General features: G+C 53.6%; 26 protein-coding genes and 1 pseudogene. 14 read left to right on the top strand and 13 right to left on the bottom strand.

What is annotated here, in order from left to right:
• Positions 1-47 precede the first annotated feature (47 nt).
• From AWR27_RS25970 to AWR27_RS09920, 6 genes are all read left to right on the top strand, one after another.
• Positions 48-608: a TetR/AcrR family transcriptional regulator gene (locus AWR27_RS25970; protein WP_083732993.1), complete on the top strand. Its 561-nt coding sequence runs from the start codon at positions 48-50 to the stop codon at positions 606-608.
• A gap of 222 nt (positions 609-830) precedes the next feature.
• Positions 831-1,136 (top strand): DoxX family protein, encoded by a 306-nt coding sequence (locus tag AWR27_RS09940; RefSeq protein WP_077131034.1) that lies wholly within the window; start codon positions 831-833, stop codon positions 1,134-1,136.
• Positions 1,137-1,651: 515 nt separating this feature from the next.
• Complete coding sequence (locus AWR27_RS09935) at positions 1,652-2,908, top strand: DUF6600 domain-containing protein (RefSeq protein WP_077131033.1); 1,257 nt, start codon at positions 1,652-1,654, stop codon at positions 2,906-2,908.
• A 70-nt stretch (positions 2,909-2,978) separates the two neighbouring features.
• Positions 2,979-4,319 carry a DEAD/DEAH box helicase gene (locus AWR27_RS09930; RefSeq protein ID WP_077133910.1) on the top strand — a complete coding sequence of 447 codons (1,341 nt, stop codon included), beginning with the start codon at positions 2,979-2,981 and terminating at the stop codon, positions 4,317-4,319.
• A gap of 10 nt (positions 4,320-4,329) precedes the next feature.
• Complete coding sequence (locus tag AWR27_RS09925) at positions 4,330-5,472, top strand: DEAD/DEAH box helicase (protein WP_077131032.1); 1,143 nt, start codon at positions 4,330-4,332, stop codon at positions 5,470-5,472.
• Between the two features lie 56 nt (positions 5,473-5,528).
• Complete coding sequence (locus AWR27_RS09920; protein WP_077131031.1) at positions 5,529-6,242, top strand: membrane or secreted protein; 714 nt, start codon at positions 5,529-5,531, stop codon at positions 6,240-6,242.
• Positions 6,243-6,248: 6 nt separating this feature from the next.
• Here the strand turns inward: AWR27_RS09920 and AWR27_RS09915 are convergent, their stop codons facing one another.
• The gene (locus tag AWR27_RS09915) at positions 6,249-6,719 is read right to left on the bottom strand and encodes a DUF3592 domain-containing protein (protein ID WP_077131030.1); all 471 of its coding nucleotides are present in this window, start codon (positions 6,717-6,719) and stop codon (positions 6,249-6,251) included.
• A 75-nt stretch (positions 6,720-6,794) separates the two neighbouring features.
• Here AWR27_RS09915 and AWR27_RS09910 point away from each other — a divergent pair, with 75 nt between their 5' ends.
• Entirely contained in the window at positions 6,795-8,147 is a 1,353-nt protein-coding gene (locus AWR27_RS09910; RefSeq protein WP_077131029.1) for an amidohydrolase family protein, read from the top strand.
• Positions 8,148-8,180: 33 nt separating this feature from the next.
• Entirely contained in the window at positions 8,181-9,776 is a 1,596-nt protein-coding gene (locus tag AWR27_RS09905) for a serine hydrolase domain-containing protein (protein WP_077131028.1), read from the top strand.
• A 9-nt stretch (positions 9,777-9,785) separates the two neighbouring features.
• On the opposite strand, the gene AWR27_RS09900 is transcribed toward AWR27_RS09905, so the two are convergent.
• From AWR27_RS09900 to AWR27_RS09875, 6 genes are all read right to left on the bottom strand, one after another.
• Positions 9,786-10,166 (bottom strand): HEPN domain-containing protein, encoded by a 381-nt coding sequence (locus AWR27_RS09900; protein WP_077131027.1) that lies wholly within the window; start codon positions 10,164-10,166, stop codon positions 9,786-9,788.
• On the bottom strand, positions 10,163-10,486 hold the full coding sequence (locus AWR27_RS09895) for a nucleotidyltransferase domain-containing protein (protein ID WP_077131026.1): 324 nt from the start codon (positions 10,484-10,486) through the stop codon (positions 10,163-10,165). The genes AWR27_RS09900 and AWR27_RS09895 overlap by 4 nt, the downstream gene beginning before the upstream one ends.
• Before the next feature lie 72 nt (positions 10,487-10,558).
• Entirely contained in the window at positions 10,559-10,810 is a 252-nt protein-coding gene (locus tag AWR27_RS09890) for a DUF3820 family protein (protein WP_077131025.1), read from the bottom strand.
• A complete protein-coding gene (locus tag AWR27_RS09885) occupies positions 10,807-11,922 on the bottom strand; it encodes a Fic family protein (protein ID WP_077131024.1) in 1,116 nt (371 codons plus the stop codon). The genes AWR27_RS09890 and AWR27_RS09885 overlap by 4 nt, the downstream gene beginning before the upstream one ends.
• 47 nt (positions 11,923-11,969) lie before the next feature.
• Positions 11,970-12,677: a pseudouridine synthase gene (locus tag AWR27_RS09880; RefSeq protein ID WP_077131023.1), complete on the bottom strand. Its 708-nt coding sequence runs from the start codon at positions 12,675-12,677 to the stop codon at positions 11,970-11,972.
• Positions 12,677-13,249 (bottom strand): DinB family protein, encoded by a 573-nt coding sequence (locus AWR27_RS09875; protein ID WP_077131022.1) that lies wholly within the window; start codon positions 13,247-13,249, stop codon positions 12,677-12,679. Before AWR27_RS09875 ends, AWR27_RS09880 begins: the two co-directional genes overlap by 1 nt.
• Before the next feature lie 113 nt (positions 13,250-13,362).
• On the opposite strand from AWR27_RS09875, the gene AWR27_RS09870 reads away from it, so the two are divergent.
• The gene (locus AWR27_RS09870; protein ID WP_077131021.1) at positions 13,363-14,232 is read left to right on the top strand and encodes an alpha/beta hydrolase; all 870 of its coding nucleotides are present in this window, start codon (positions 13,363-13,365) and stop codon (positions 14,230-14,232) included.
• 81 nt (positions 14,233-14,313) lie between these two features.
• On the opposite strand, the gene AWR27_RS09865 is transcribed toward AWR27_RS09870, so the two are convergent.
• Positions 14,314-15,474 (bottom strand): PQQ-dependent sugar dehydrogenase, encoded by a 1,161-nt coding sequence (locus AWR27_RS09865; RefSeq protein WP_077131020.1) that lies wholly within the window; start codon positions 15,472-15,474, stop codon positions 14,314-14,316.
• 177 nt (positions 15,475-15,651) lie between these two features.
• Between AWR27_RS09865 and AWR27_RS09860 the strand changes: the two genes are divergently transcribed.
• Complete coding sequence (locus AWR27_RS09860; protein ID WP_077131019.1) at positions 15,652-16,368, top strand: SDR family oxidoreductase; 717 nt, start codon at positions 15,652-15,654, stop codon at positions 16,366-16,368.
• A 6-nt stretch (positions 16,369-16,374) separates the two neighbouring features.
• Here the strand turns inward: AWR27_RS09860 and namA are convergent, their stop codons facing one another.
• On the bottom strand, positions 16,375-17,439 hold the full coding sequence (gene namA, locus AWR27_RS09855; RefSeq protein WP_077131018.1) for an NADPH dehydrogenase NamA: 1,065 nt from the start codon (positions 17,437-17,439) through the stop codon (positions 16,375-16,377).
• Positions 17,440-17,614: 175 nt separating this feature from the next.
• Here namA and AWR27_RS09850 point away from each other — a divergent pair, with 175 nt between their 5' ends.
• The 3 genes from AWR27_RS09850 to AWR27_RS09840 all read left to right on the top strand — a co-directional run bounded on the left by AWR27_RS09850 (position 17,615) and on the right by AWR27_RS09840 (position 20,308).
• Positions 17,615-18,073: a DUF4440 domain-containing protein gene (locus tag AWR27_RS09850; protein ID WP_198045124.1), complete on the top strand. Its 459-nt coding sequence runs from the start codon at positions 17,615-17,617 to the stop codon at positions 18,071-18,073.
• Positions 18,074-18,100: 27 nt separating this feature from the next.
• Positions 18,101-19,630 carry a serine hydrolase domain-containing protein gene (locus AWR27_RS09845; protein WP_077131017.1) on the top strand — a complete coding sequence of 510 codons (1,530 nt, stop codon included), beginning with the start codon at positions 18,101-18,103 and terminating at the stop codon, positions 19,628-19,630.
• Between the two features lie 270 nt (positions 19,631-19,900).
• Positions 19,901-20,308, top strand: coding sequence for a DoxX family protein (locus tag AWR27_RS09840; protein WP_077131016.1), 408 nt, complete (start codon positions 19,901-19,903; stop codon positions 20,306-20,308).
• Here the strand turns inward: AWR27_RS09840 and AWR27_RS09835 are convergent.
• From AWR27_RS09835 to AWR27_RS26115, 4 genes and pseudogenes are all read right to left on the bottom strand, one after another.
• Positions 20,269-20,826, bottom strand: coding sequence for a DUF4256 domain-containing protein (locus AWR27_RS09835; protein ID WP_198045123.1), 558 nt, complete (start codon positions 20,824-20,826; stop codon positions 20,269-20,271). The two genes, AWR27_RS09840 and AWR27_RS09835, sit on opposite strands and share 40 nt — an antisense overlap.
• A gap of 22 nt (positions 20,827-20,848) precedes the next feature.
• A complete protein-coding gene (locus AWR27_RS09830) occupies positions 20,849-21,073 on the bottom strand; it encodes a DoxX family protein (protein ID WP_335695418.1) in 225 nt (74 codons plus the stop codon).
• A gap of 172 nt (positions 21,074-21,245) precedes the next feature.
• A pseudogene (locus tag AWR27_RS25750) lies at positions 21,246-21,359 on the bottom strand (transcriptional regulator); the annotation flags it as partial.
• 966 nt (positions 21,360-22,325) lie between these two features.
• The gene (locus AWR27_RS26115; RefSeq protein WP_418346639.1) at positions 22,326-22,517 is read right to left on the bottom strand and encodes a DUF4143 domain-containing protein; all 192 of its coding nucleotides are present in this window, start codon (positions 22,515-22,517) and stop codon (positions 22,326-22,328) included.
• A 546-nt stretch (positions 22,518-23,063) separates the two neighbouring features.
• Between AWR27_RS26115 and AWR27_RS09815 the strand changes: the two genes are divergently transcribed.
• Positions 23,064-23,273: a hypothetical protein gene (locus AWR27_RS09815; RefSeq protein WP_077131013.1), complete on the top strand. Its 210-nt coding sequence runs from the start codon at positions 23,064-23,066 to the stop codon at positions 23,271-23,273.
• Positions 23,274-23,456 lie beyond the last annotated feature (183 nt).

Here is a 23,456-nt window from a genome sequence, read left to right as displayed (position 1 = left end):
CAGAAATCGGTATCTGTCTGTTACTGAACAAAACGGCCCAACTGTCCATGAAAAAAGCCCCTTCCGACCGTCGCATCGACCGAACCCGTAAGCTACTGACGGATGCCCTGATCGAACTGGTACTGGAGAAAGGCTACGAAGCCGTGACGGTGCAGGACATCATCGACCGGGCGAACGTAGGCCGTTCGACCTTTTACGCTCATTTCGAGAACAAGGAACAACTGCTGTTCAGTGGTCGTGGCTGGCTGACGGAGGATCTGTTCGATGAGTCAGGTACATCGGCTGACCAACTGACGCTGGGCGTAAACCTGTCTGCCCTGTTCCGCCATGTGGTCGATAATCATCGGTTGGCGAAGGCGATGTTGGGCAAAAGTAGTGGTGAGTTGGTTATCAACCACATCCGCGAATCGCTGACCATGCAGATGCGTAAAGCCCTTAAAGTGCAGGTTGGTGGCATCGCCGAGGTGAACGCCAACCTAACGGCTCAGGCATTGGCTTCCATGCTCATCGGTCTGCTTAGAAGCTGGCTTGAACAGGATATGCCTATCTCGGCTCAGGAGGTAACGGACTTGGCGGAGCGTTTGATAAAGAGTAGTTTAGCCGGTTGAACTCACTCTGATAGGTACTCATTATGCTCTGTATATACTAAGGCTTTTGTGACTTGTCCTAAAAAACGTTAACCGTTTAGATATGCTTTACAAGTCTGGGTTAGCCAATACGATTTTTATCCACATCAGGATGTATGCCCGCCTGCTGATTTTGCTCTTCCACTGGTTGCCCACTCTACTAAATACCCACTTTTTCTCTCGTTCAAAAACGCGCTGCGCTTATTGCGCCCTAGTCTGGCCGTTGTGTTTCTGGCTTATACACTCGTGCGGGTTGCTAATGATTATATTCCTCAATTCGGACAGTTTCTGACCACCAAAGGGTTGTTTACCGGTGCGTTGCCCGTATGGCTCATCACCGCCTTTGAGATCGTGGGCGGACTGCTGGCACTGGGCCGCTGCGTGTGGTGGCTCTGGCTATTGCTCATCAATGCGTCGCGGGGCTGGTTTGTGGGCGTATGCGGTAGGGGCGGCAGTGAATACAGCGTTAATGAAAAACGCATTCGACAACCTCCGTCAGTGAAAGGGTAGTCTCAAGTCCACGTTGTCCGATTGTCAACTGTGGCAAAACCATTGCTTCGGCGCACCGATTTCGATCATAGCTTTGCTGATGATTCCCATACTATGTGTCTTGAAAGTTCGCACCGCACAGGCGACCCTGCTCAAAATTTACACAGCTTTGGGGGTTTTTTGCTAAAGTTTAAACAGCTTCCTGGGTGTGGAAGAAGCGTTTGAAAGTGAAGATGAAAAATATACTCAAAACAATTAGCATGGATACGGCCAGTGTTGATATCCTGATGAAAATATGAAATAGATTGAAACCAATCATGTACAGGCTGGAAGATGGGTATCAACTTGAGATTGGTAACTTAAGCGTTGGCTGAGTTCCCCGGAGTAAAATTGTTGATTGAAGAAGGCAAAAACGGTTGGCTTCAGCAATAAGCAGATCGGTAGTAAGGACAATAGGCATTGAGTAGACATTGATAAGACACAAACTTACTCATTTTAAACGTTTTGGTAGTTTTTGCATCCAAGCACTAAATACCATGACCATGAAAAAAATAGTGCATAGCTGGATGGCAATTGGCAGCGTGGTGGCTCTGGGCCTGTCGATGAGTTCGTGCGTTACGGCGCAGCCAACCTACAACCGACCGGAGTATAGCTATGACCAACCCGGCTATAACCAGCCCGATTACTCGCCCAACTACGACCCGTCGTACAATCAGCCCTACGACCAGCCGGGCTATGCGCCAAACTTTCGGGACGAACTAAGCCAATATGGTCAGTGGGTACAAACGCCCGAATATGGCATGGTCTGGATGCCGAACGTAGAACCGGGGTTTCAGCCCTACGCCACCAATGGCCGCTGGGTCGTTACGGAGTACGGCAATACGTGGGTGTCTGACTACGCCTGGGGGCGGACCCCGTTTCACTATGGACGCTGGTATCTCGACCGCTTTGGCCGCTGGGCCTGGGTGCCTGGCACCGAGTGGGGACCCGCCTGGGTGAGCTGGCGGTCGGGTGGGGGCTACTACGGCTGGGCACCGCTCGGACCTGGTATCAACGTCAATGTAAATGCCAACATTCCGCCTGCATGGTGGGTGTTTGTGCCGCAGACATACATCACCAGCCCACGTCTGTTCAGCTACTGCGTGCCACGGCAGCGGGTTGTCAACGTCTACCAGAACACTACCATCATCAACAATGTGTATCGGGTCAATAACCGGGCCTATGCCTACGGGCCGCGCCGGGAAGAAATCGAAACCGTAACCCGGCAGCGCGTGCCGGTATACCGGGCGCAGGAAGTTAGCCGACCGGGCCGGACGTTTGATCGCGACAACACCGCTGGCCGCTACGGTCGTGGTATGGACGGCTATTCGCGGCCAGAGTATCGCTCAGACAGAGGTACTTACAACGGAAATACGCGAACAATGCCAACACCCGATGCGCCGACTTATCGGCAGCGGGGGCCGATAGAGGGGAGCCGAAGCCGTGGACCGCGCTACGAAGCACCAAGCCAACCAGGCCAGCCGAGTCAGCCGTCGCAGACACCCGCGCCCTCGCCTTTTGAACGGCGCGAGTCGGCTCCGGCGGGATCGTTCAACCGGGGCAATCGCCCTGATTTTACGCCACAGCGCGTTGAAAATCAGCAGCGTATCGATAATCCGTCGCGCACGGATCAGCCGCGTATGGAGCCGCAACGGTTGGGCGGATATGAGCCGCGCAGCCGCGCGCAGTCACCAGCAGCACCCGGCGCGGGATCGTTTCCCGGTCAGCGGAGCGGTTCGCGCGGGCCGCGCTAACGTCGCCAGATCATAAAAGGCATCAGATATAGGCGTACCTTTGTGGTTTGTACACCACGACGGTACGCCTATGACATTCAACGACCTCAATTTAACCAAGCCGCTGCTCAACGCCCTTACCGACATGGGCTTCGCTACGCCTACCATCATTCAGCAGCGCGTTTTTTCGGTGGTTATGTCGGGGCGCGACGTGTGCGGTATTGCGCAGACCGGAACCGGCAAAACGATTGCCTACCTGCTGCCCTGCCTGCGTCAGCATCAGTTCATGAACGAACGGCACCCGCAAATCCTGATTCTGGTGCCCACCCGCGAATTAGTGGTGCAGGTAGTTGATACCATTCGGCAGCTAACGGCCTACATGAATGTGCAGACAGTAGGCGTATATGGCGGAGCCAACCTCAAACCGCAACTGGCGGAGGTGCAGCAGGGAGCCGATATACTCGTTGCCACGCCGGGCCGACTGACCGATATTCTGCTAACGGGTACGGTAAAACTGAAAAGCCTGAAACGCCTTGTAATCGATGAGGTAGATGAAATGCTGAACCTCGGCTTTCGAACGCAGCTCAAAACCATTTTCGATCTGCTGCCTGCCAAACGGCAAAATCTGCTGTTTTCGGCCACGCTCACCGCCGATGTCGAAAGCCTGCTCGATACCTATTTTACGAATCCGGTGCGGGTAGAGGCCGCCCCCGTAGGTACGCCCCTCGACAATATTCAGCAGTCGGCTTATCATGTTCCTAATTTTTACACAAAAGTTAACCTGATCAACTTGTTGCTCCGGCGTGACCCAGCCATGACCAAAGTGTTGGTGTTCGTAGCAACGAAAGCACTGGCTGATTTGCTGTATGAAGAAATCGAGTCTGGCATGAGCGGGAGCGTTGGCGTTATCCACTCCAATAAAGCGCAAAACGCCCGGTTCAATTCGGTTAACGAGTTTAAAGCCGGCACCTACCGCGTGCTAATTGCAACCGATGTTATTGCACGCGGCATCGACGTGTCCGATGTGTCGCACGTCATTAATTTCGACCTGCCCGACCTGCCCGAGGCCTACATCCACCGCATTGGCCGCACGGGCCGCGCCGACCGGGCGGGTATCGCTATCGCCTTCATCAGCGACAGTCAGCAGGACCGGCAAGCGGCCATCGAGCAGCTAATGAACTACGCCATTCCAACACTACCGTTACCCGACGAGCTGGTAATTTCCGACGAACTGATCGAGGAAGAAAAACCAACCGTCAAGATGAAGGTCATCGACCTGACACCCAAACGCGACGACGTTGGTCGGAATGCCGCATCATCAGCTTTTCACGAGAAAGCACTGAAAAATCAGAAAGTAAACGTTCGGCGCGACATTGCCGCCGAGAAACGCCTGAAATACGGTCGCCCGATTAAACGGAGCGGTAAAAAATAAACCAAGTCCTATGTCATTTTCTTCGCTCGGCCTGTCCGACCCCCTGCTCAAAGCTGTTGCGGCTCAAGAGTACACTAAGCCGTATCCCATTCAGCGCGAGGCCATTCCGGCTATTCTGCGGGGTAAAGATATTCTGGGCATTGCCAAAACCGGGTCGGGGAAAACGGCCAGTTTTGTGTTGCCCATTCTCGAACTCTTTCATCGTACCAAACCCGACCCCAAAAAGCCGCTGGCAGTGCTGGTACTCGTACCCACGCGTGAATTAGCCGTACAGGTAGCCGAGGTGTTTCAGACGATGGGGAGTTACTTGCCCACGCCCGTCAAGACGGTAGCCGTATTTGGGGGCGTGTCCATCAACCCGCAGATGATTGCCGTTCACGGAGCCGAAATCGTGGTAGCTACGCCCGGTCGGCTGCTCGACCTGCTCAACAGCAACGCCCTGCGACTGTCGGCGGTGGAGGTGCTGGTACTCGATGAGGCCGATAAAATGCTCGAACTGGGGTTTGCTGAGGAGATGAACGCCCTGTTTGCGCGGCTCCCGAAAAAACGCCAGACGATTCTGTTTTCGGCCACGCTCGGCGACGCCATTCAGGACATCAACCAGAACCTGCTGCGCACGCCCGTCAAAATAGAAATCGCGGAGGAACCCGAAGACATCGACCAGATTCGGCAACGGGCCTACCGCACGTCGGCTGAACGCAAGGGGCCGCTGCTGCGCTACCTCATCAAAACCGGTGCTATGAAGCAGGTGCTGGTATTTGTGTCATCGACCCGCACGGCTGACAACGTGGTTGGCAAACTGACCAAAAACGGCATCCGGGCAGCGGCTATTCACGGCGACAAAACCCAGGCCGCCCGCACCGACGCCCTGCGGCAGTTCAGGGCCGGAACCCTGCCCGTGCTGGTGGCTACTGACCTTATTGCGCGGGGAATCGACATTCCATTGTTGCCGCACGTCATTAATTTTGAGTTGCCGCGTTCGCCCAAAGACTATATTCACCGCATCGGTCGCACGGGCCGCGCCGAAGCGTCGGGCGAAGCTATTTCGCTCATCACGCCCGACGATGAACACCATTTTAAAATCATCCAGAAAAAAATGGGCAAGCGCGTCGAGATGGTCGAAAGTGAAGATTTTGATTTAATGGGTTATTAGGTTCGCGGCCCGGTTGTCTTCCGTAGTAGATAACCACTTCAACGACTCGACTCCAAATGAAAACGCTCGCTATTTCTCTGGGCCTGCTTGTTATGGCACTGACTGCCGCGCTGCAACCTGCCAAAACCGCCCTCGACGGAGCCTGGCGCACCACCGACGCGTCGGGAGTTACTGTTATGCTAACAGTAGTTGATAACTACCTGATGCAGACGACGTATGAACCCAACCGGTTCATCGGTACGCGTGGAGGTGTATGCCAGCCCTCCGACGACGCCATGACACTAACCGTCGAGTTCGACACGCAGGACAGCAGCCGGGTTGGGCAAACTGAAACCTATAAACTCGCGCTCAAAGCGGGCCAACTGACGCTAAACGGACCGTCGGGCAACCGAACGTTTACCCGCGTAGATGAACCGTCGGCTCAGACGCCAATGGCCGGTTTATGGCGGATTACAGGCCGCGCCAACGATGCCGGGCAGATTACGACTATGCAGCGCGGGGCGCGAAAAACCATTAAACTGCTCACCGGAAGCCGGTTCCAGTGGGCGGCTATCAACCCGCAGACGAAACAATTTTCGGGAACGGGCGGAGGAACCTATACCGCTAAAGACGGGCAATATACCGAAACTATCGACTTTTTTTCGCGCGATAACAGCCGCGTAGGTCGCTCACTTACGTTTGGCGCAGCGGTCAACGGCAACGAATGGCGGCACACCGGCCAAAGTTCAACCGGCGGCAAAGTCGATGAAATCTGGACGCGCGAGCGGTAGGGTGTTTTATGAAGAATGCGTTGCCGACCTGTTTTTCCGGGTCGAAAGTAATAGGGGCAGCAAATTGGAATAACCAATTAAACCGAACACAACGCCAAAAATGCCGAACACAACCGGCAGCAACCAGGCATCGACCCCCTCGAGCGTGGCCTCCTGCGGGTTGTTGGGCATATACCAGATCGATACTGTTTCGCCCACTTCGGCCTGAACGGGCGATGTGTAAGTTTGTGAGTAGTACGTAATTGACATACCATCGGCAGTGCGAAACTGAACCACTGGAGCCATAGCCGTTGAGCGGGATTTCAGGTTAATTCGCTCTTTATATCGATTTTCGATGACAACGCCCTGCGTCTGAATGCCGTTGCGAACGATAGAATAGGTATTGTCCCAGCTTCTATAGGCAATAATGGCGAAAAGCGTACCAACGCCGGCAAACAGCAGACAGAATCCCAGCCATGCTTTGTCTTTTCCTGTCATAATTGATCGACGTAATGAGTTAATGGTGAGAAATTTATGTTAAATATATCATCACTTTCCAAAATCCGCCAGCGCATGCGTTTACTCGTTTTATTTCTACTTTGTGCGCTCACAGCCGTAGCGCAGGACGTGGTCAGCAACCGCCCGCGTGATATTGTATTTCTGTCGGTCAACGTGATTCCGATGGATCAGGAGCGGGTGCTTCAAAACCAGACCGTTATTGTTCGCAATGGGCGCATCACAGCGATGGGCGATGCCGGGCGAGTCCGGTACAATAAAGCCGCGCTGGTGATTGACGGGCGTGGCAAATACCTGCTGCCCGGCTGGGCCGAGATGCACGCCCACGTGCCGCCCATCGATGATATGGAGCCGATGAAAGACGTGCTGACACTCTACCTCGCCAATGGCATCACCACCATTCGCGGGATGCTGGGCCACCCGCGTCACCTCGAACTCCGCAGCAAAATCAACAGTGGCGACGTGCTGGGGCCGCACTTTTACGCCACCGGGCCGTCGTTTAACGGGCAGTCGGTGAAAACCGCCGAGCGCGGGGCGCAGATGGTGCGCGAGCAGAAAACGGCTGGCTACGATTTCCTGAAACTGCACCCCGGCCTGACCAACGAAACGTTTCCGGCCATTGCCCGCACGGCGCAGGAGGTGGGCATTCCGTTTGTCGGCCACGTGTCGTTCAACGTGGGCGTTTGGCGGGCTATCGACGCCCGCTATTCCTCTATCGACCACTTAGACGGGTTCATCGAAGCCATCACGCCCGGCAGCGACACGCTTGTAGAGCAGGAAACGGGCTTGTTTGGAGCCTGGATAGCTGACCGGGCCGACGCGGCCATGATTCCGAAATTGGTAAACGCCCTGCGCGAGAAAACCATTTACGTAGTGCCAACGCAGGCACTGGCCGAACGCTGGCTATCGGCCCGCCCGGCGGAAGAATTTACCCGTGCGCCCGAAATGAAGTACATGAAAGCGCAGGACCTTCAGAACTGGACCCGAGCCAAAACCGACTATCTTAACAACCCGAACTACTCGAAAAAACGGGCCGACGCGCTGGTGCAGATTCGCCGGAAACTGATTTACGAATGCCAGAAGGCCGGGGTGCCGCTGCTGCTCGGCTCCGATGCTCCGCAGGTGTTCAACGTGCCGGGGTTTGCCATTCATCACGAAATGCAGTACATGGTCGACGCGGGGTTGTCGCCCTACGAAACCCTTCGCACCGGCACCGTGAACGTGGCAACCTACCTCAACAAAACCGATGCGGGCACTATCAAACCCGGCAATGTCTCGGATTTGGTGTTATTGAGCGGCAATCCGCTGGCCGATATTGCTCAAACCCGCACCATCGAGGGCGTGATGATTGGCACAAACTGGTTGCCCAAAGCATACCTCGACAAAGAATTGAAACGATTGGAAAAATAACAAAACACTATATTCCCAACCAGTACCTGACCCATGAGTCTGAATCGTCGACTTTTTCTACAACAACTTGGTTTCGGCATTGCCGGCCTGACTTTTGCGCCTGCCAATACGGGCTGGGCCGTACCGACTCGTTCAGCAAAACTGCCGCGTAGTTTACCCGAAGCGCAGGGCGTGGCATCGGGCGGACTGCTCAATTTCGTGAATGCTGTGGAAAAAGCCGATCTTAATCTGCACAGTTTGATGGTGGTGCGCCACGGGCGGGTCATAGCCGAAGGCTGGTGGGCACCCTACGCGCCCCAACGCAAACACACCCTCTATTCGCTCAGCAAAAGTTTTACGTCAACCGCCGTAGGCATGGCCGTAGCCGAAGGCAGGCTGACGGTTGACGACAAGGTGACTTCGTTTTTCAAAGACGATTTGCCCGCTACCGTCAGCGATAATCTGGCCGCTATGCGGGTAAAAGATTTGCTGACGATGAGTACCGGCCACGAACGCGACACTACGGCCACCGTGCGGGCTTTCGGCAATAAAAACTGGCCAAAAGCTTTTCTGGCGCAACCCGTTCAGCGTCAGCCCGGTACGCACTTTGTGTACAACAGCGGGGCCACCTACATGCTCTCGGCCATTGTGCAGCAACTGACCGGCCAAACGGTGCTGGCTTACCTGAAACCGCGTCTGTTCGATCCGTTGGGTATTGAAGGAGCCGATTGGGAGGTTGACCCTACGGGCGTCAGCACGGGCGGGTGGGGGCTGCGCGTGCGTACCGAAGACATCGCCAAATTCGGGCAGTTGTATTTGCAGCAGGGCGTTTGGCAGGGCAAACGACTGCTGCCCGAAAGCTGGGTTGCCGACGCCACCCGCGAGCAGATTCTGCAACCCGGCACCGACCGCGCCAACAGCGATTGGCTACAGGGCTACGGCTATCAGTTCTGGCGGTGCCGCCACGATGCCTACCGGGGCGATGGCGCGTTCGGGCAGTATTGCGTGGTGTTGCCGAAGCAGGACACCGTTATTGCCATTACCTCCGAAACGGCCAATATGCCCGCTATTCTGAACGTCGTTTGGGAACACATTCTGCCCGCGCTCGACGGGAACGGCCTGATAACGGCCCGAGCCGCTGCCACACCGCTTGTGCAGAAACTAAAAAGTTTATCCCTGCCCTTGCCGACCGGGGCCGTAACCTCGCCCATAATCCCTACCGTCGGCGGAAAAACGTACACATTCGATACGAACACCCTGAATGCCAAATCAGCCGCACTGACATTCGGCAAAGACGAATGTGTATTCACCCTCCGCGACGACCGGGGCGACCACCGCGTTATGTGCGGGCTAAACCGCTGGGCCGAAGGCAGCACTACATTCTCGACTATGCCACTAAAATTGGTGCAGACGCCTGTGCCCGGCGAAACCCAAAGCCCTGTAGCCGCTACTGGCACCTGGCAAGACCCCAACACGTTCGTAATGACCTGGCGTTTTATCGAAACCGCTCATTACGACACCGTCACCTGCCACTTCGCCGACGACCGCCTGACGGTAGCGTTCCAAAGCAGCCTGTCGAAGATCAACAAAACGAAGGATGCCAGGCCGGAGTTGGTGGGGAGAGTGGGGCAGGGAGGTCTACGCGGATAATTACTGAGATTATTTTTCAAAATAATTTGCCGTTGCTTTTATGAACAGCCGGGCAGACTCTACTGCCTGTTCAGCTTCTTCACCTGTAATGTGTTCGTCAAAATCATAGTCGCCGGCCTGTCTTAGCTCCCAAACTTTATCTAGCCATGTACTTGCTTTCTTTTGAAACTCACCCGTCTTTATATACAACTCTCTAAATTTCGCATGGGCACCCGAATGACTTTTGGTATTAAGATGCTCTTTCTCGTATAGCAGAACAGTAAGCGCGTAAAAGACAGCGTAGTAACTCCGATTCACGGCTACGAGGTATCGTTCATCCTGTAGGTTAGCAGTGGCGTCGTCCAACGTTTCTACAGCCCGATTCCAGACCAATTCACTTATTGGTTTCATACTGCAATTCCTTCCAGACGGGCAAAATGATATACCGGCAACGGCGATTGACTGTATTTGGTGCGGGTGACGGGCAAAACTGACACCGTGACGTTGTGCTTCAGGCTCAGTTCCGATTGTGTTTCGACAAAGCGGTTAATTTCCTCGATTCGGGAGATTTGCTCATCGTTTAGCACCAGCATAAAATCAATGTCAGAGTCCGGGGTAGCTTCGCCACGAGCATATGAACCAAACAAAACAACACAGTCGAGCCGATGACCGTACAGTTTTTGCATGGCCTGTTTAAAATCATTCGCAATGTTTTTCGTTCGATTGTCCATTACAAATACGCTTGTTGAACGAAAGTAAGATTTATCGGGAATTTGCTCAACTATTTGTAGTGGAAATCTGGTTTATCTCCGTTTCGCCAACTCATCGAGCAGGTAGTCTAAGCCGTTAATTCGGATTTCGTAGAGGGTTTGCAGCAGCATACCCAACTTGCCGGGCGGGAAGCCTTTTTTGGCAAACCATTCCAGATAATACGTCGGCAACTCGCGGAGCAGGCGACCTTTGTATTTACCGAACGGCATGGGGTAGCGCAGCAATTCGAGCAGCAGTTCGGGATTGGCAGGGGCAGGTGTGCCGGGGGGCAGATTGTTGGTCATGATAACGATTCATCTAACGGGCGTAGCTCGTAGTTTGTGCTTCTGCCTCCGGCGTTTTGTTTAATCAGGATGCCCTGGTCTACCAGGTGCTGAATGTCGCGAAGGGCAGTGTCTTGTGAAGTTTTGGCAATTTTGGCCCATTTAGAGGTCGTAAGTTTACCGTCGAAACCGTCTAAGAGTTTGTTGAGTAAAAGCCGTTGACGTTCGTTCAACGATTTCGACGCCAGCCACTCCCAGTACTTAGCTTTGGTTAAAGTACTGGTCAGCATAGTTTCTGTGGCCGTCAACGCCCGGTTTAAACAGTGTAAAAACCACTCAAGCCAATCAGTGATGTCTAAGTCGCCCCGTTGTGTGCGTTCAAGTGTATTGTAATAGGTATTTCGTTCTTTCCGAATCTGAGCCGATAAGCTGTAAAACCGCTGCGAACTGCCGTCGGCCCGTGCCAGCAGCATATCGGCAATTGTGCGGGCAATCCGTCCATTGCCGTCATCGAACGGATGGACAGTAACGAACCATAAATGAGCTATGGCAGCTTTGAGTACAGGATCGATAGCAGTAGCGTTATTGAACCAGTCGAGAAATGTCTTCATTTCAGTGGCCAGAACGGCTGCATCGGGTGCCTGAAAATGTACATACTCACGGCCAATGGCTCCCGATACAACCTGCATCGGCCCTGCTTCGTGGGTGCGCCAGTTTGCCACCGTGATTTTATACATGCCGCTATAACCTGTTGGAAACAGGGCAGCGTGCCAGCTAAATAGCCGGTCTTGCGTGAGCGGTTCGCCGAATTTTTGCGTAGCATCAAGCAACACGTCAACTACGCCCTCCACGGCTCGGTCGACAGGCACTAACTGAAACGTATCAATACCTAACCGACGAGCAATAGAGGAGCGGACCTGCTCAGGGTCAAGTACTTCGCCTTCAATTTCGTTCGACTTTACAGCATCCAGTGTGAGTGTTTGCAAGATAGCTTCAGAACGTAATGAGAACCCCAGCGAGGCCATATGACCAACCAGTTTTCCCTGGCGGTAACGTATGTTTGCCAGCAAAGTAGATAGTTTTTCGTGGCTCCAGTGAAAAGTAGGCCAACCGCGCCGATGGTAGATATACATACTATTCACCGCATAATTTGCGGTGAATATAAACAATATTTACCGCATCAATCGAATAATGTAGTCAGCATTCGTGAAAATTCGGGCTGAATGGGTGCTTCTACGGTGATGTCTTCGCCCAAAACGGGGTGCCTAAACCGAAGTTGTTGGGCGTGGAGTAACATGGTGTTCATTTGAAACTGCTCCAGAAACAGCCGGTTTTGTTTGTTGCATCCGTGCGGACGGTCGCCGATGATGGGGTGCAGAATGTGGGCCATGTGTTTACGCAGTTGGTGCATACGGCCTGTTTCGGGCGTTAGTTCAACTAATGAATAGCGCGAGGTAGCGTGTTGGCCGAACGCCAGCGGAATCTCGGTTTGCCGGCGTGTTTTCAGATGCGTGACAGCGTCCTGCATTACGATGGTTTCGGGTTTACCGTTCCCGTCGTCGCGCCGGAGCGGATAGTCGATGGTCAGTTCGGCGGGGGTGTAGCCGCGCACGATGGCGAGGTATGTCTTACGCACCTGCCCGTCCATGAACTGTTGCTGCATGGCCGTGTTCATAGCTTCGTTGAGCGCGAACAGCAATGCTCCGCCCGTTTTGCGGTCGAGCCGATGCACCGGATACACGCGCTGCCCCAACTGATCGCGCAGTAGCTGCACAGCGTACTCAGTGGCGTCGCTGGCAATGGGCGACCGATGCACCAGCAACCCGTGCGGTTTGTTGATCGCTACCAGGTCGTCGGATTGGTACAGGATGGATAAGCGGTCGGGCATCAGGCAGGAAAACCGGGGCTGCTTTTAACCTCCTCGATTTGCTTGCGATGGCGTTCGCCGTGGGCGGCCAGCAGCAGAATGGCCTGATAAGAATCGAGCCAGCCGAGTGCTATGTGTCTGAAATAATGATGTCGGAGATCGCCATCAACGGTCTGTACATACTGAATAGCCGTTTCGCGCTGGTTGTCGAAGGCGCGTAAGGCTTCGGCAATGTCGGCAAATCGACCCGTTGGCACAAACGGTTCGGGGGCGGGCATCGTAACGCTCCGGCTCCGAACGGCTTTAATCACGTCGACGTCCGACACGCGGATGTCGGCCCGTTTGGCGGGGTCGGCGGGGTAAGTCATTCCTTTCAGAATACCCCCAAAAATACCGGCTTCCACCAGTACGATATGTTCGACGCACTCGGCTATCGACCAGCGGTCGGGCGAGGGCTTGAAAGCTACCTGTTTGGCAGAGAGACCGTTAACGGCGTCGTGCAGGGCTTGCCGGGTGCTGTGCAGGGCGTCGATGGCGTAGGCGCGTTGCTCGTTGGTAACGGTATCGGTGGGGCCGGGTTGTAGAGACTGCATAGGTGTCTGGGTCAGGATGTTGATTGGCAAAGGTACAATAACTTCATTGGGCTACACTCAATCTGAAACTACCGAAGGTGCGTATGAGTTAGTAAAACGTAAACAAAAATCTCATGCCCCACCTTCATCAAATCGGTGCGCTGTTGCTGCTCACCGCATTGGTTTTCGTTGCCCACAACACACTTTCGGCTATTCCCAGTCGGCGCATCAAAAATATTTCATACCTGACCACCACAACGCCCGACACGGCGGCAGAGCGTCACTTGCTCGACGTCTATACCCCGCGCAAAAAGTCGGAAGCCCTGCGGCCCGTAGTGGTGTTCATTCACGGCGGCAACTGGACCAGCGGCAAAAAAGACATCTACTGGTTTATTGGCCGTCGGCTGGCAAAGCAGGGCGTAGTGGCCGTGGTTATCAATTACCGCCTGTCGCCCGCCGTACAGGTGCCTGCTATGGCCAACGACTGCGCCCGCGCCGTGCAATGGACAACGCAGCACATTGCCGAGTACGGGGGCGACCCCAGCCGCATTTACGTCATGGGCCACTCTGCCGGTGGCGGATTGGCGGCCCTGCTCGCTACCGACGACAAGCTGTTTACCGACATCGGGGTGGGAAAAAATCCCGTGAAAGGGGCTATCCTGAACGACCCCGCCGGTATCAATATGTACGACTACCTGTTGAAAATGGAGTACCCCAACGATAAGCAGTACCTCACTTCATTCGGGAGAAACCCCGAAGGCTGGCGGGACGCATCGCCTTTATACAAAGTCCGGCCCGGCCTGCCGCCGATGCTGCTTTACACCGGTGAGCGCACTTATCCCAGCATCATTGCCGGTACGAAAGCGTTGCAGGAGAAATTACAGGCTGTGGGCGTTCAGAGTCAATACCGGATTATTCCGCGCAAAAAACACGTTCCGATGGTTGCCCAGATGTTCTGGAAGCGCAATGTCATCTACCGTGATTTGCTGGTATTGGTGAAATGACCCCACCCCCGTCCCATCCCCGTTAAGCAGGGGTGAAGCACCCAGATGATTTGCCCCTCCCTAACGGGGACGGGGGTGGGGTCACTCCGCCGTTAGCCGCAGAATTCGGCCCGGCCCTTCAACCGATACGTAAATAGCACCGTCGGGGCCTTGTATCACGTTCCGAAAACGGCCCTGCCCGTCGAGCAGGCGGCTGACGTTGGTGACGCGGTTGTTGCTGATTTCGGCCCGGCTCAGGTGCGTCAGTGCTAAGGCACCCGTCAGCAGGCTGCCGCGCCAGGTGCCGAATTGTTCGCTTGTGATAAACGCCAGTCCGCAGGTACCGATGGAGGGTGTCCAGGCATAGAGTGGAGCTTCGATGCCTTCACGAGTGGGGCTGGCCGAAACGGGTGTACCGTCATAGTTGACGCCGTTCGAGACGAGCGGCCAGCCATAGTTTCTTCCGGCCTGCACCAGATTGATTTCGTCGCCCCCACGCGGCCCGTGTTCAGTAGCCCAAAGCTGGCCCGTTGCGGGGTCGAACGCCAGTCCCTGCGGGTTGCGGTGGCCGTAGGAGAAAATGGTGCCGGGAGCGGTAGTGCCGGGCAGAACGGGATTGCCAGCCGCTATACCCCCGGCGTCGGTCAGGCGGTGAATCTTGCCCCACGGGTTCTGAAGATTCTGCGAATTTTGGTTCGGGGCCGTCGCTCCGCCGTAGCTACCCGACCCGCCTTCGCCAATACTCAGGTATAACAAACCGTTGCGGTCGAAGGCAATGCGCCCGCCGTAGTGCCCGCGCCAGGTATTCGTAGCCGGTGTCTGAAAAATGGTTTCAGTACTGGTGATGGCATTCCCGTTGAGCTTGAAGCGAACCAAATTCAGCCGCGCTCCCTGACTACCCGACGGCGTGCTGGAATAAGCCGCATACACCCAGCCGGTAGACGCATAGTTTGGATGAACGCGCACATCGAGCAAGCCACCCTGCCCGCGTGCGTCAATATCGTTCGGCAGGCCGGTTAGCTGCGTGGCCGTGCCGTTCGAGAAGCGGTAAATACGCCCGCGTTTCTCGGTAAACAGCATATCGCCGTTGGGCAGAAAGTCCATCCCCCATATAATTTCGTAGCCCGTCAGCAGCGTTTGCGAACGAAGGGTGGGGGTAGTGCCGGTAGCTGGTGGCGTTGTTGTATTGTCGACCGGCGTGTTGTCGGCTTCACGGCAGGCGACCGATAAGAACAGGAGCGAAAGCAGAACGAATAATTTCATCTGTTGATGGTGTTTAAACGCAGAGGGAACGGAGGTTGTCGCAGAGGACGCAAAGTTCTCCGTGTTCTCTGCGACAACCTCCGTTCCCTCTGCGTTTAAAAACGATGGCTTTAAAGGCTTTGTTGCCGAAACCTTCGCCACTGGCGCAGAGTTGACAAAAGAAAAGTTTGTATTCTCATGGCAGATCACATCCGAACCGCGCTGATTACGGGCGGCTCCAAAGGTATTGGCTACGGCGTGGCCGAAGTTCTCATTAAACAGGGCATTAAAGTTGCCATCACCAGCCGGTCGTCGGTGGCGGCTGAACTGGCAGCGGCTAAACTCAATGAAATAAAACCGGGTTACGCGCTGGGCGTAGCTGCCGACGTGCGCGATCTGGCGTCGCAGCAACGGGCTGTTGCCATGATTGCGCAGCAGTGGGAGCGGCTCGATTACGTTATTGCCAACGCGGGCGTCGGACATTTTGCGCCTATTCAGGAATTAACCCCGGAGCAGTGGCAGGAAACCATCGACATCAACCTTACCGGCGTATTTAACACGGCCAAAGCAACAATCGACGAACTGAAAAAGACCGAAGGCTATTTCATCACGATTGCCAGTCTGGCCGGTACAAATTTCTTCGAGAAAGGGGCCGCCTACAACGCCAGCAAATTTGGGCTGGTCGGCTTTTCGCAGGCCATCATGCTCGATTTGCGGTCAGATGGCATCAAAGTCAGCACCATCATGCCCGGTTCAGTGGCAACGGAGTTTGCCAACCACCAGCCGAGCGAAAAAGACGCCTGGAAAATCCAGCCCGAAGACATCGGCCACATCGTTTACGACCTGCTGAAAATGCACCCCCGCACGCTGCCCAGCAAAGTAGAAGTGCGGCCAACCAAACCGGGCGGCAGGTAGTTTGGGCTACTTCGCCCGTTCGTATTGCACCGGCCAGCTTACGTCATCGCCCAGCGATTTGGCGGCATGGAGCGGAAAGTACGGGTCGCGCAGAAACTCGCGGGCCAGCAGAATCAGATCGGCCTGACCGTTGGCGAGAATGGCTTCGGCCTGCTCCGCCGACGTGATCAGGCCGACTGCTGCCGAGCCTATTCCCGCTTCTTTTCTGACGCGTTCGGCAAATGGCACCTGATAGCCGGGGCCGGTTGGGATTTTGGCGCGGGGTACGTTGCCACCCGACGAGCAGTCGATTATGTCTACACCTTTAGTTTTCAGAACTTTAGCCAAGTCAACGGAATCGTCGGCGGTCCAGCCGCCCTCGGTCCAGTCGGTGGCGGAGATACGCACAAACAACGGCAGATTTTCGGGCCACGCGGTTTGAACGCTATCAACAACGTCGAGCAATAGGCGGATGCGATTGTCGAACGAGCCGCCGTACTCGTCGGTGCGGTGATTGCTCAGGGGCGACAAAAATTCGTGGAGCAGATAGCCGTGTGCCGCGTGAATTTCGACCACTTTAAACCCGGCTTCCAATGCCCGGTGGGCAGCGGCTGCGAAATCGGCACGAATTTTTTCCAATCCGTCGGGTGCCAGTTCGGCAGGAGCGGGGCCGCCTTCGGCAAAGGGTACGGGCGAGGGAGCTACGGTCTGCCAGCCCATCGGCTGATCGGGCGCAACGGCCTTGCCACCTTCCCACGGGCGCGTGTGGCTGGCTTTGCGGCCTGCATGGGCGAGTTGGATGCCCGGAACGGCTCCGTGTTCGGTCAGAAACTGAGTGATGCGCCGTAGCCCTGCTATGTGTTCGTCGGTCCACAGGCCGAGGTCGTGCGCCGTAATGCGGCCTTCGGACGAGACGGCGGCTGCTTCGGTAAAAATCAGGCCCGCGCCACCCACGGCCCGGCTTCCCAGATGCACCAGATGCCAGTCATTGGCGAAACCGTCTTCGCTCGAATACTGACACATAGGTGAAACAACGATGCGGTTTTTTAACGTAACGCTTTTCAGCGTGAGGGGTGAAAAGAGAAGCGACATACTTTTTGTCATTCCGACGGAGGAGGAATCTTAGACTGTAACCCGTCTAACAGATAGCCACTATTTAAGATTCCTCCTTCGTTGGAATGACAAAAATACGCTAACTTATCCGCGCTAATCTGAGCCCAAAATCTGCGTAAATCTGCGAGTTAGCGATCATTTAAAAATAACAAAAATGAAAAGATTTAACTCCATAATTTTAATGATGTTTTTTACGACAACATCATTCGGCCAGGTTTCAAATGAAACCGATAAAACACGTATCAAAAATTTAATAATTGAATCTTTTGACGAAATATGGTCTAAACTAAATTCTAAAAACATTGATAAATACTACACTAAAGACTTCCTGCTTTTGGAAAATGGAGAAGTTTGGAATAACGACTCTATTACAAATTATTTGAATAACGCCATACTTCGGAAACCGAATCCCAAACGAAATAATACAATTGAAATTATTGAAATTAAAATCGCAGACAGAATGGCATGGATTGCGTACCAAAACTATGCAACATTCTCAACTGATAATAAAATCATTAGAAAAGTTCATTGGTTAGAAAGCGCAACGGCAATTTTAACGGAGAATGGATGGAAACTGGAAATGCTTCACTCAACTCGAATTAAAAATGAATAAATTATACTGCGAAACACCTCTAAACCTATGCATCGCATTCTCCTGTGCCTATTCCTGACAGCTACCACTGTTCGCGCTCAGTACCAGCCACCTATTTTCGCCGATGCCGACCGGCTCGAAAAACTAAAAGCTGCCTTCCCGATTGTTGAAAAACTCTACCGCGACCGGTTCGAGAAAGCCCATTATCCGGGGCTGGCATTTGGCATTGTGTTAGATGGTAAACTCGTCTATTCGGGTGGGATGGGTTTTGCCAACGTAGCGAAAAAGCTGCCTGCTACGCCGAAATCGCTGTTTCGGATTGCGTCGATGACCAAGAGCGTTACGGCAATGGCGATTCTGAAACTCCGCGACGAAGGCAAACTCCGGCTCGATGACCCCGCCGAACAATATATTCCCGAACTCAAAAAGCATAAATACCTGACCACCGATTCGCCCCGCATTACGGTACGCAACCTGATGACGCACTCGGCGGGTTTCCCCGAAGACAATCCCTGGGGCGACCGCCAATTAGCCGACTCCGATGCTGATTTACTGAACCTGATCAAAGGTGGAATCACCAACTCAAACGCGCCGGGTGTAGCCTATGAATACAGCAACCTCGGTTTTGCGATGCTGGGCCGCATTATTACGTTGGTGTCTGGCAAACCTTACCAGCAGTACATTACCGACACTATTCTGAAACCGCTCGGCATGACCGATACGCAGTGGGAATACGACCGCGTTCCCGCCGACCGGCTGGCTTTAGGCTACCGCTGGCAGAACGACACCTGGCTCGAAGAACCACTTTTACGCGACGGCAGCTACGGCGCAATGGGCGGGCTGATTACATCAATCGAAGATTTCAGTAAATACGTGGCGCTGCACCAGGCGGCCTGGCCCCCGCGCAGCAACGCCGATACCGCCCGGAATGCCGCATCACCTGTAAAGCGCAGCTCGATCCGCGAGATGCAGCAACCCTGGGTATTTTCGGGTTTGAATGCGCAGGCGAAAAATGCCGCCGGGCAGGTGTGTGCCGTTACGAGTGGATACGGCTATGGATTAGGCTGGAGTCAGAACTGCACTGGCCGGGTGGCGGTGGGGCATAGTGGTGGGTTGCCCGGCTTCGGCAGTCAGTGGCGCATTCTGCCCGACTACGGCATCGGCGTAATTGCCTACGGAAACCTGACCTACGCCGGGCTGGGCAGCGCAAACACCGCCGTACTCGATACGCTGGTGACGATTGGCAGGCTACAACCCCGTCAACTGCCCGTTTCGCCCATTCTGGCCCAGCGCAAAGCCGAGCTGGTACGACTCCTGCCCGACTTCACCAACGCCGAGCGCAGCGGCATTTTTGCCGAGAACTTCTTCCCCGACAAGTCAGCAGACACGCGTCGGAAACAGGCACAGGCCCTGTTCGCGACGATTGGGAAAGTACTGAACGTAGGGGAGTTAGTGCCTGAAAATCAGCTACGTGGCACGTTCGTAGTCGAAGGGGAACGCGGGAAGATTGAGGTCTATTTCACGCTCACACCCGAAAATCCAGCTCTGATTCAGCAGTTGGATTTGGATAAGTTGTGAAGGGGAACGCGATTCAGTAAAAACACACCGTCTATCTTAATCCTTTGTTTAGCTACTCCGTTTCTACAATATTTGAGTCTTCATCGATGGCCGTTGGACGATGTTTATTGGTGGGTTCACGACTGACTTTCAGGTATGTTTGTTCAGGGCAACGCTTCCTTTTTTCGAGTTTGTTGCGCTAACTGGAGGGGCATTGGTACTGGCCGGTAGGGTTTCGCCGGGTGATAACGGTTTGCGCACAGATGGTAATCCGGGCAGACGCTTGAGCCGGTGGGGCGGTATCTGTTTGCCGGGTCGCTGCTGGTTTTTGGCGGGCTGCACTTTCTGTTTGCCCCGTTCATCGCCACCCTGATTCCGGCCTGGATTCCGTGGCCGTTGTTCTGGGCGTATTTCGTTAGTGTGGCGTTCGTGGCCACGGCCATTAGTTTATTCCTGAACCGGGACGTGTCTATTTCGGGCGTTTGGCTGGGCAGTATGTTTTTGCTATGGGTCATGATGCTGCACGCGCCCCGCGCCGTGGCTAAGCCGCACATCGAGCCGGAGTGGACGAGCCTGTTGATTGCCTTAGCGATGAGTGGCGTTGCGTTTGTCATAGCCGGTTTGTCGCATCGTGCAGACCGGCCCCTGTCTAAGCAAAATCAGACCCGTAGCAACCCGCGAAATCCTCTGGAGCCATAGTACGATTCTGCTCCGTTGTGATACACGAAAACATGCCCGTAGCGGTGGTCAGCAAAGAGGGCACCACCGAGTTGTCTTATGTCGGCGGGCGTTTTCACCCAACTCGATGTTTTCGCATCAAACGTTCCAAGTGTCTGCAACGCCCGGTATTGTTCTTCCGTCAACAACTCGATGCCCATTTCAGCCGCCATCTCTGCCGCACTGGTTTGGGGTTTGTGTTCTTTTCTTGAATCCAAAGCTTGCTGGTCGTAACAAACACTTCGACGACCTTTAGGACTCTCTGCCGAGCAGTCATAAAAAATGTATTCGCCCGTCGCGTCATCATAACCAACAACATCCGGTTCACCGCCCGTTCGTTCCATTTCGTGGAGTGACCACAGCTTGTTCTTGTTCGCTTCCAGCTTTGCCTGCATGGTAGTCCAGTCAAAACCGTCATGGCGGCTTCTGTTTTTCTCAAAACGGACTTGCAACGTGTTAATGAATTCGGCCCGTTGATCTGGTGATAAGTCCTTTTTCATGTTGTTGATTTATTGGTAAGTCCTAATGATTCTTTTGTCGGCGGGTCTGAAATACCACGATACCCCAATCAGACCGAGCAATACCAGCGAGGGCAGCAGGGCCGTCACTGGGTCGCACAATCGCTACTACGCCAAGCAGTTTCCAGACGCCAATGATGTACAACAAGTACAGGGGGTAACCCAGGTGAGCCAGAATGTCCACGTACCCTTTTGTCTGAAATAACTGCGCCAGCCCTTGTGCCAGCATACCAAACGCCAGGAAGCCCGTGGCAACTCAATAAATGATTTTGTCTCTTTTTGTCATAGCGCGTTAGCTTTTACCTGGCCTACAAGGGTCTGTAATCGGTTGTGGGCTATGTTCAGCCCTTGTGCGAAGGGTAATCGCAGCATTTGGTCTCTGGCCGCGACCAATCTGTACACAACTCCCGGCCATTCTGCTCCTGTCGGAGCAATTCGCAATCGGCAAAGATTTGCAGGTGCTTTGAGACTGTTGGGTCGGCGATGGCCTCGAAACCGTCTCGTCTTAAATTCATCGCGTAGTCATTTGGCTACAAATATACGCGTAGCTATTTGACTACGCAAGCATTTCCGAAATTTTGGTCATTGGTTCGTTGATGAAGCTCGTCACAACAATGCTGCGTCGTGGCTTATTCAGGCGATTTAACGGGCCAAATCGGTTGTGTATCCGGGGCTATCGGCTATGTTCGTCGCTCAAACTTGGATTACTACCCGGCACATGGGTAGTTCGTGACCACCTTGTCTACCATCAACAAAACACGCTCTAAACACCAGCTTATTTCAGGACGGGTCACGCATCCAATGCCCGGAATCTGTTGTTTTGTGATAACTGCGTACCGGTCGCACCAACAAATCTTCATCCCGTAAGCAGCTAAATAAACTGTCCCGGCCTACTTTGATTCGTTGTTGCTGAAACGGCTCTTTCAATAAATAGTATAGCTTGCGCGTACCCACCCTGGGCATGAGCCGCCGTTGTTGCTGCACTAACGCAATCACTTGAGTCTTCACCTGCTGGCAACGCTGCTGGGCCTGGTAATAGCTCTGGCGGCTCATCCCGAACAGTTGACAAATGTAGGCCAGACTCATTTGCCGCTCTTGCCGGAGCCGATGGACTCTGCGGGGGAAGCCTTTTTTCGGATGGTGAGGCCGTGCTCCTTCTCGGCTACCTCAAATAAGCGTCTTGTAAGCCAGAACCCGGTCCTTTTCTCGTTGTAGAGCGGCTTCTAACTCTTTGATGCGTTGCTCAGGGGTAGGTGGCCTGGCCACAGGCGGTTTAGCTTTCATACTGGGACGAGGGGGGAACTGCCAGTCCAAGCTACCAAATTTGCGCAACAAAACCAACACCGTTGAGCGACCCTGTATGCCTTGAATTTGTCAAATTAACGTGGGTTATCAACTTTTGACAAACAAAATCAGGCACTTATTTCAGCAAATCACACTCAAAAGCGTCGTATTAACCCTCACGATTCCTGGCTCTGCCGTTACGTTGTGCCGTCAGGACACGGACTCGACCATAAGCCCAGTAGCGAACAAAGGAGTCCTGTGTCATAGAAGTACAGTTCAGGCGATTTGATGAGTCGTTTGCTGAAGTTCTCATAATAGGGCGGAAGCAGATAGACCACGTAATTCGTTAGGAAGCGGGTGAACGTACTGAGGTCGGCAACGTTTTTCAGTGACCCTATATCCCGGTCGAGATAGGTTTGGATGTAGCTGGGACAGAAGTCGGCGGGTGCTAAGTGACGAGATAGCTGAGGGGCAGCAAGCGTAAAACGGCGATTCGGTCTGCGGACTTTGGTTGATACTTTCCAGCAGGAGGAAGTTTTGGGAGCCTGTCAACACAAAGGGCTGTTGAGCCGTCTGCCGATCTACGATACCTTATAAATAAGCAAACAGATCCGGCACCCGCTGAACCTCGTCAAAGATGGCCCCGTTGGCGTAATTGACCAGAAACCCGCGTGGATCAGTTTGAGCCAGGACTCGAAACGTTTTTGTTACAAAAGTATACGTATCGAAGTAATCGCCACTATGCTGTTGCAAGTTCAAAGCTGATATTTACCAAACTTAGTTCTTGGTTATTTTTTAGCATGCTATTAGCACAACATATACCTTCCAGTATATTTTTAAAAGCATTGAATTTATAAATATTAGATTTCACACACCTAAGGGATCTATAATCCACTGATGGTACAGAAGTATTCATCCTTTAAACCTTTAAAACTATGGCCGAGGGTAGTGAAAAACTGCAACAAACGATTGACAATGTCCATTCAATCGTTAAAAAGCATGTCGAAAGCGGGGCTATCGATGATTTGGACAGCATGTCGGTTAAAGAGCTGAAGCTAAAAGTCTTCGGCGAGACCGAACGGGTATTGAGCAACGACGAAAAAGCCAGCATTATTTCGGTCGTTGTGTATATAGCCGTAACGTAGGTATTATGACCAATGCGTCGATGGCTGTATAAAACAGAGAAACTGTTTTCCTGTTTTATACAGCTTCTTCACTAATTTAGGTACAGAACGCTTTATTGATAAATAACAATGGTTGAGTAAAGTTAAAAGAATCAACTATGTGAATGAATTTGTTGTCGAATAACTTTAGTGTCTAAAATAGAT

This window comes from Spirosoma montaniterrae, assembly GCF_001988955.1.
GTDB classification, from domain to species: domain Bacteria; phylum Bacteroidota; class Bacteroidia; order Cytophagales; family Spirosomataceae; genus Spirosoma; species Spirosoma montaniterrae.
The sequence above is the reverse complement of the archived record's forward strand: the minus strand, read 5'-3'. Positions and strand labels throughout refer to the sequence as shown.

Excerpts from the sequence above, each read along its gene's own strand:
- AWR27_RS25970 (WP_083732993.1), top strand. The coding sequence starts at position 48 with ATGAAAAAAGCCCCTTCCGACCGTCGCATCGACCGAACCCGTAAGCTA.
- AWR27_RS09935 (WP_077131033.1), top strand. The coding sequence starts at position 1,652 with ATGACCATGAAAAAAATAGTGCATAGCTGGATGGCAATTGGCAGCGTG.
- AWR27_RS09930 (WP_077133910.1), top strand. The coding sequence starts at position 2,979 with ATGACATTCAACGACCTCAATTTAACCAAGCCGCTGCTCAACGCCCTT.
- AWR27_RS09925 (WP_077131032.1), top strand. The coding sequence starts at position 4,330 with ATGTCATTTTCTTCGCTCGGCCTGTCCGACCCCCTGCTCAAAGCTGTT.
- AWR27_RS09920 (WP_077131031.1), top strand. The coding sequence starts at position 5,529 with ATGAAAACGCTCGCTATTTCTCTGGGCCTGCTTGTTATGGCACTGACT.
- AWR27_RS09915 (WP_077131030.1), bottom strand. The coding sequence starts at position 6,719 with ATGACAGGAAAAGACAAAGCATGGCTGGGATTCTGTCTGCTGTTTGCC.
- AWR27_RS09910 (WP_077131029.1), top strand. The coding sequence starts at position 6,795 with ATGCGTTTACTCGTTTTATTTCTACTTTGTGCGCTCACAGCCGTAGCG.
- AWR27_RS09905 (WP_077131028.1), top strand. The coding sequence starts at position 8,181 with ATGAGTCTGAATCGTCGACTTTTTCTACAACAACTTGGTTTCGGCATT.
- AWR27_RS09900 (WP_077131027.1), bottom strand. The coding sequence starts at position 10,166 with ATGAAACCAATAAGTGAATTGGTCTGGAATCGGGCTGTAGAAACGTTG.
- AWR27_RS09895 (WP_077131026.1), bottom strand. The coding sequence starts at position 10,486 with ATGGACAATCGAACGAAAAACATTGCGAATGATTTTAAACAGGCCATG.
- AWR27_RS09890 (WP_077131025.1), bottom strand. The coding sequence starts at position 10,810 with ATGACCAACAATCTGCCCCCCGGCACACCTGCCCCTGCCAATCCCGAA.
- AWR27_RS09885 (WP_077131024.1), bottom strand. The coding sequence starts at position 11,922 with ATGTATATCTACCATCGGCGCGGTTGGCCTACTTTTCACTGGAGCCAC.
- AWR27_RS09880 (WP_077131023.1), bottom strand. The coding sequence starts at position 12,677 with ATGCCCGACCGCTTATCCATCCTGTACCAATCCGACGACCTGGTAGCG.
- AWR27_RS09875 (WP_077131022.1), bottom strand. The coding sequence starts at position 13,249 with ATGCAGTCTCTACAACCCGGCCCCACCGATACCGTTACCAACGAGCAA.
- AWR27_RS09870 (WP_077131021.1), top strand. The coding sequence starts at position 13,363 with ATGCCCCACCTTCATCAAATCGGTGCGCTGTTGCTGCTCACCGCATTG.
- AWR27_RS09865 (WP_077131020.1), bottom strand. The coding sequence starts at position 15,474 with ATGAAATTATTCGTTCTGCTTTCGCTCCTGTTCTTATCGGTCGCCTGC.
- AWR27_RS09860 (WP_077131019.1), top strand. The coding sequence starts at position 15,652 with ATGGCAGATCACATCCGAACCGCGCTGATTACGGGCGGCTCCAAAGGT.
- namA (WP_077131018.1), bottom strand. The coding sequence starts at position 17,439 with ATGTCGCTTCTCTTTTCACCCCTCACGCTGAAAAGCGTTACGTTAAAA.
- AWR27_RS09850 (WP_198045124.1), top strand. The coding sequence starts at position 17,615 with ATGAAAAGATTTAACTCCATAATTTTAATGATGTTTTTTACGACAACA.
- AWR27_RS09845 (WP_077131017.1), top strand. The coding sequence starts at position 18,101 with ATGCATCGCATTCTCCTGTGCCTATTCCTGACAGCTACCACTGTTCGC.
- AWR27_RS09835 (WP_198045123.1), bottom strand. The coding sequence starts at position 20,826 with ATGAAAAAGGACTTATCACCAGATCAACGGGCCGAATTCATTAACACG.
- AWR27_RS09830 (WP_335695418.1), bottom strand. The coding sequence starts at position 21,073 with ATGCTGGCACAAGGGCTGGCGCAGTTATTTCAGACAAAAGGGTACGTG.
- AWR27_RS09815 (WP_077131013.1), top strand. The coding sequence starts at position 23,064 with ATGGCCGAGGGTAGTGAAAAACTGCAACAAACGATTGACAATGTCCAT.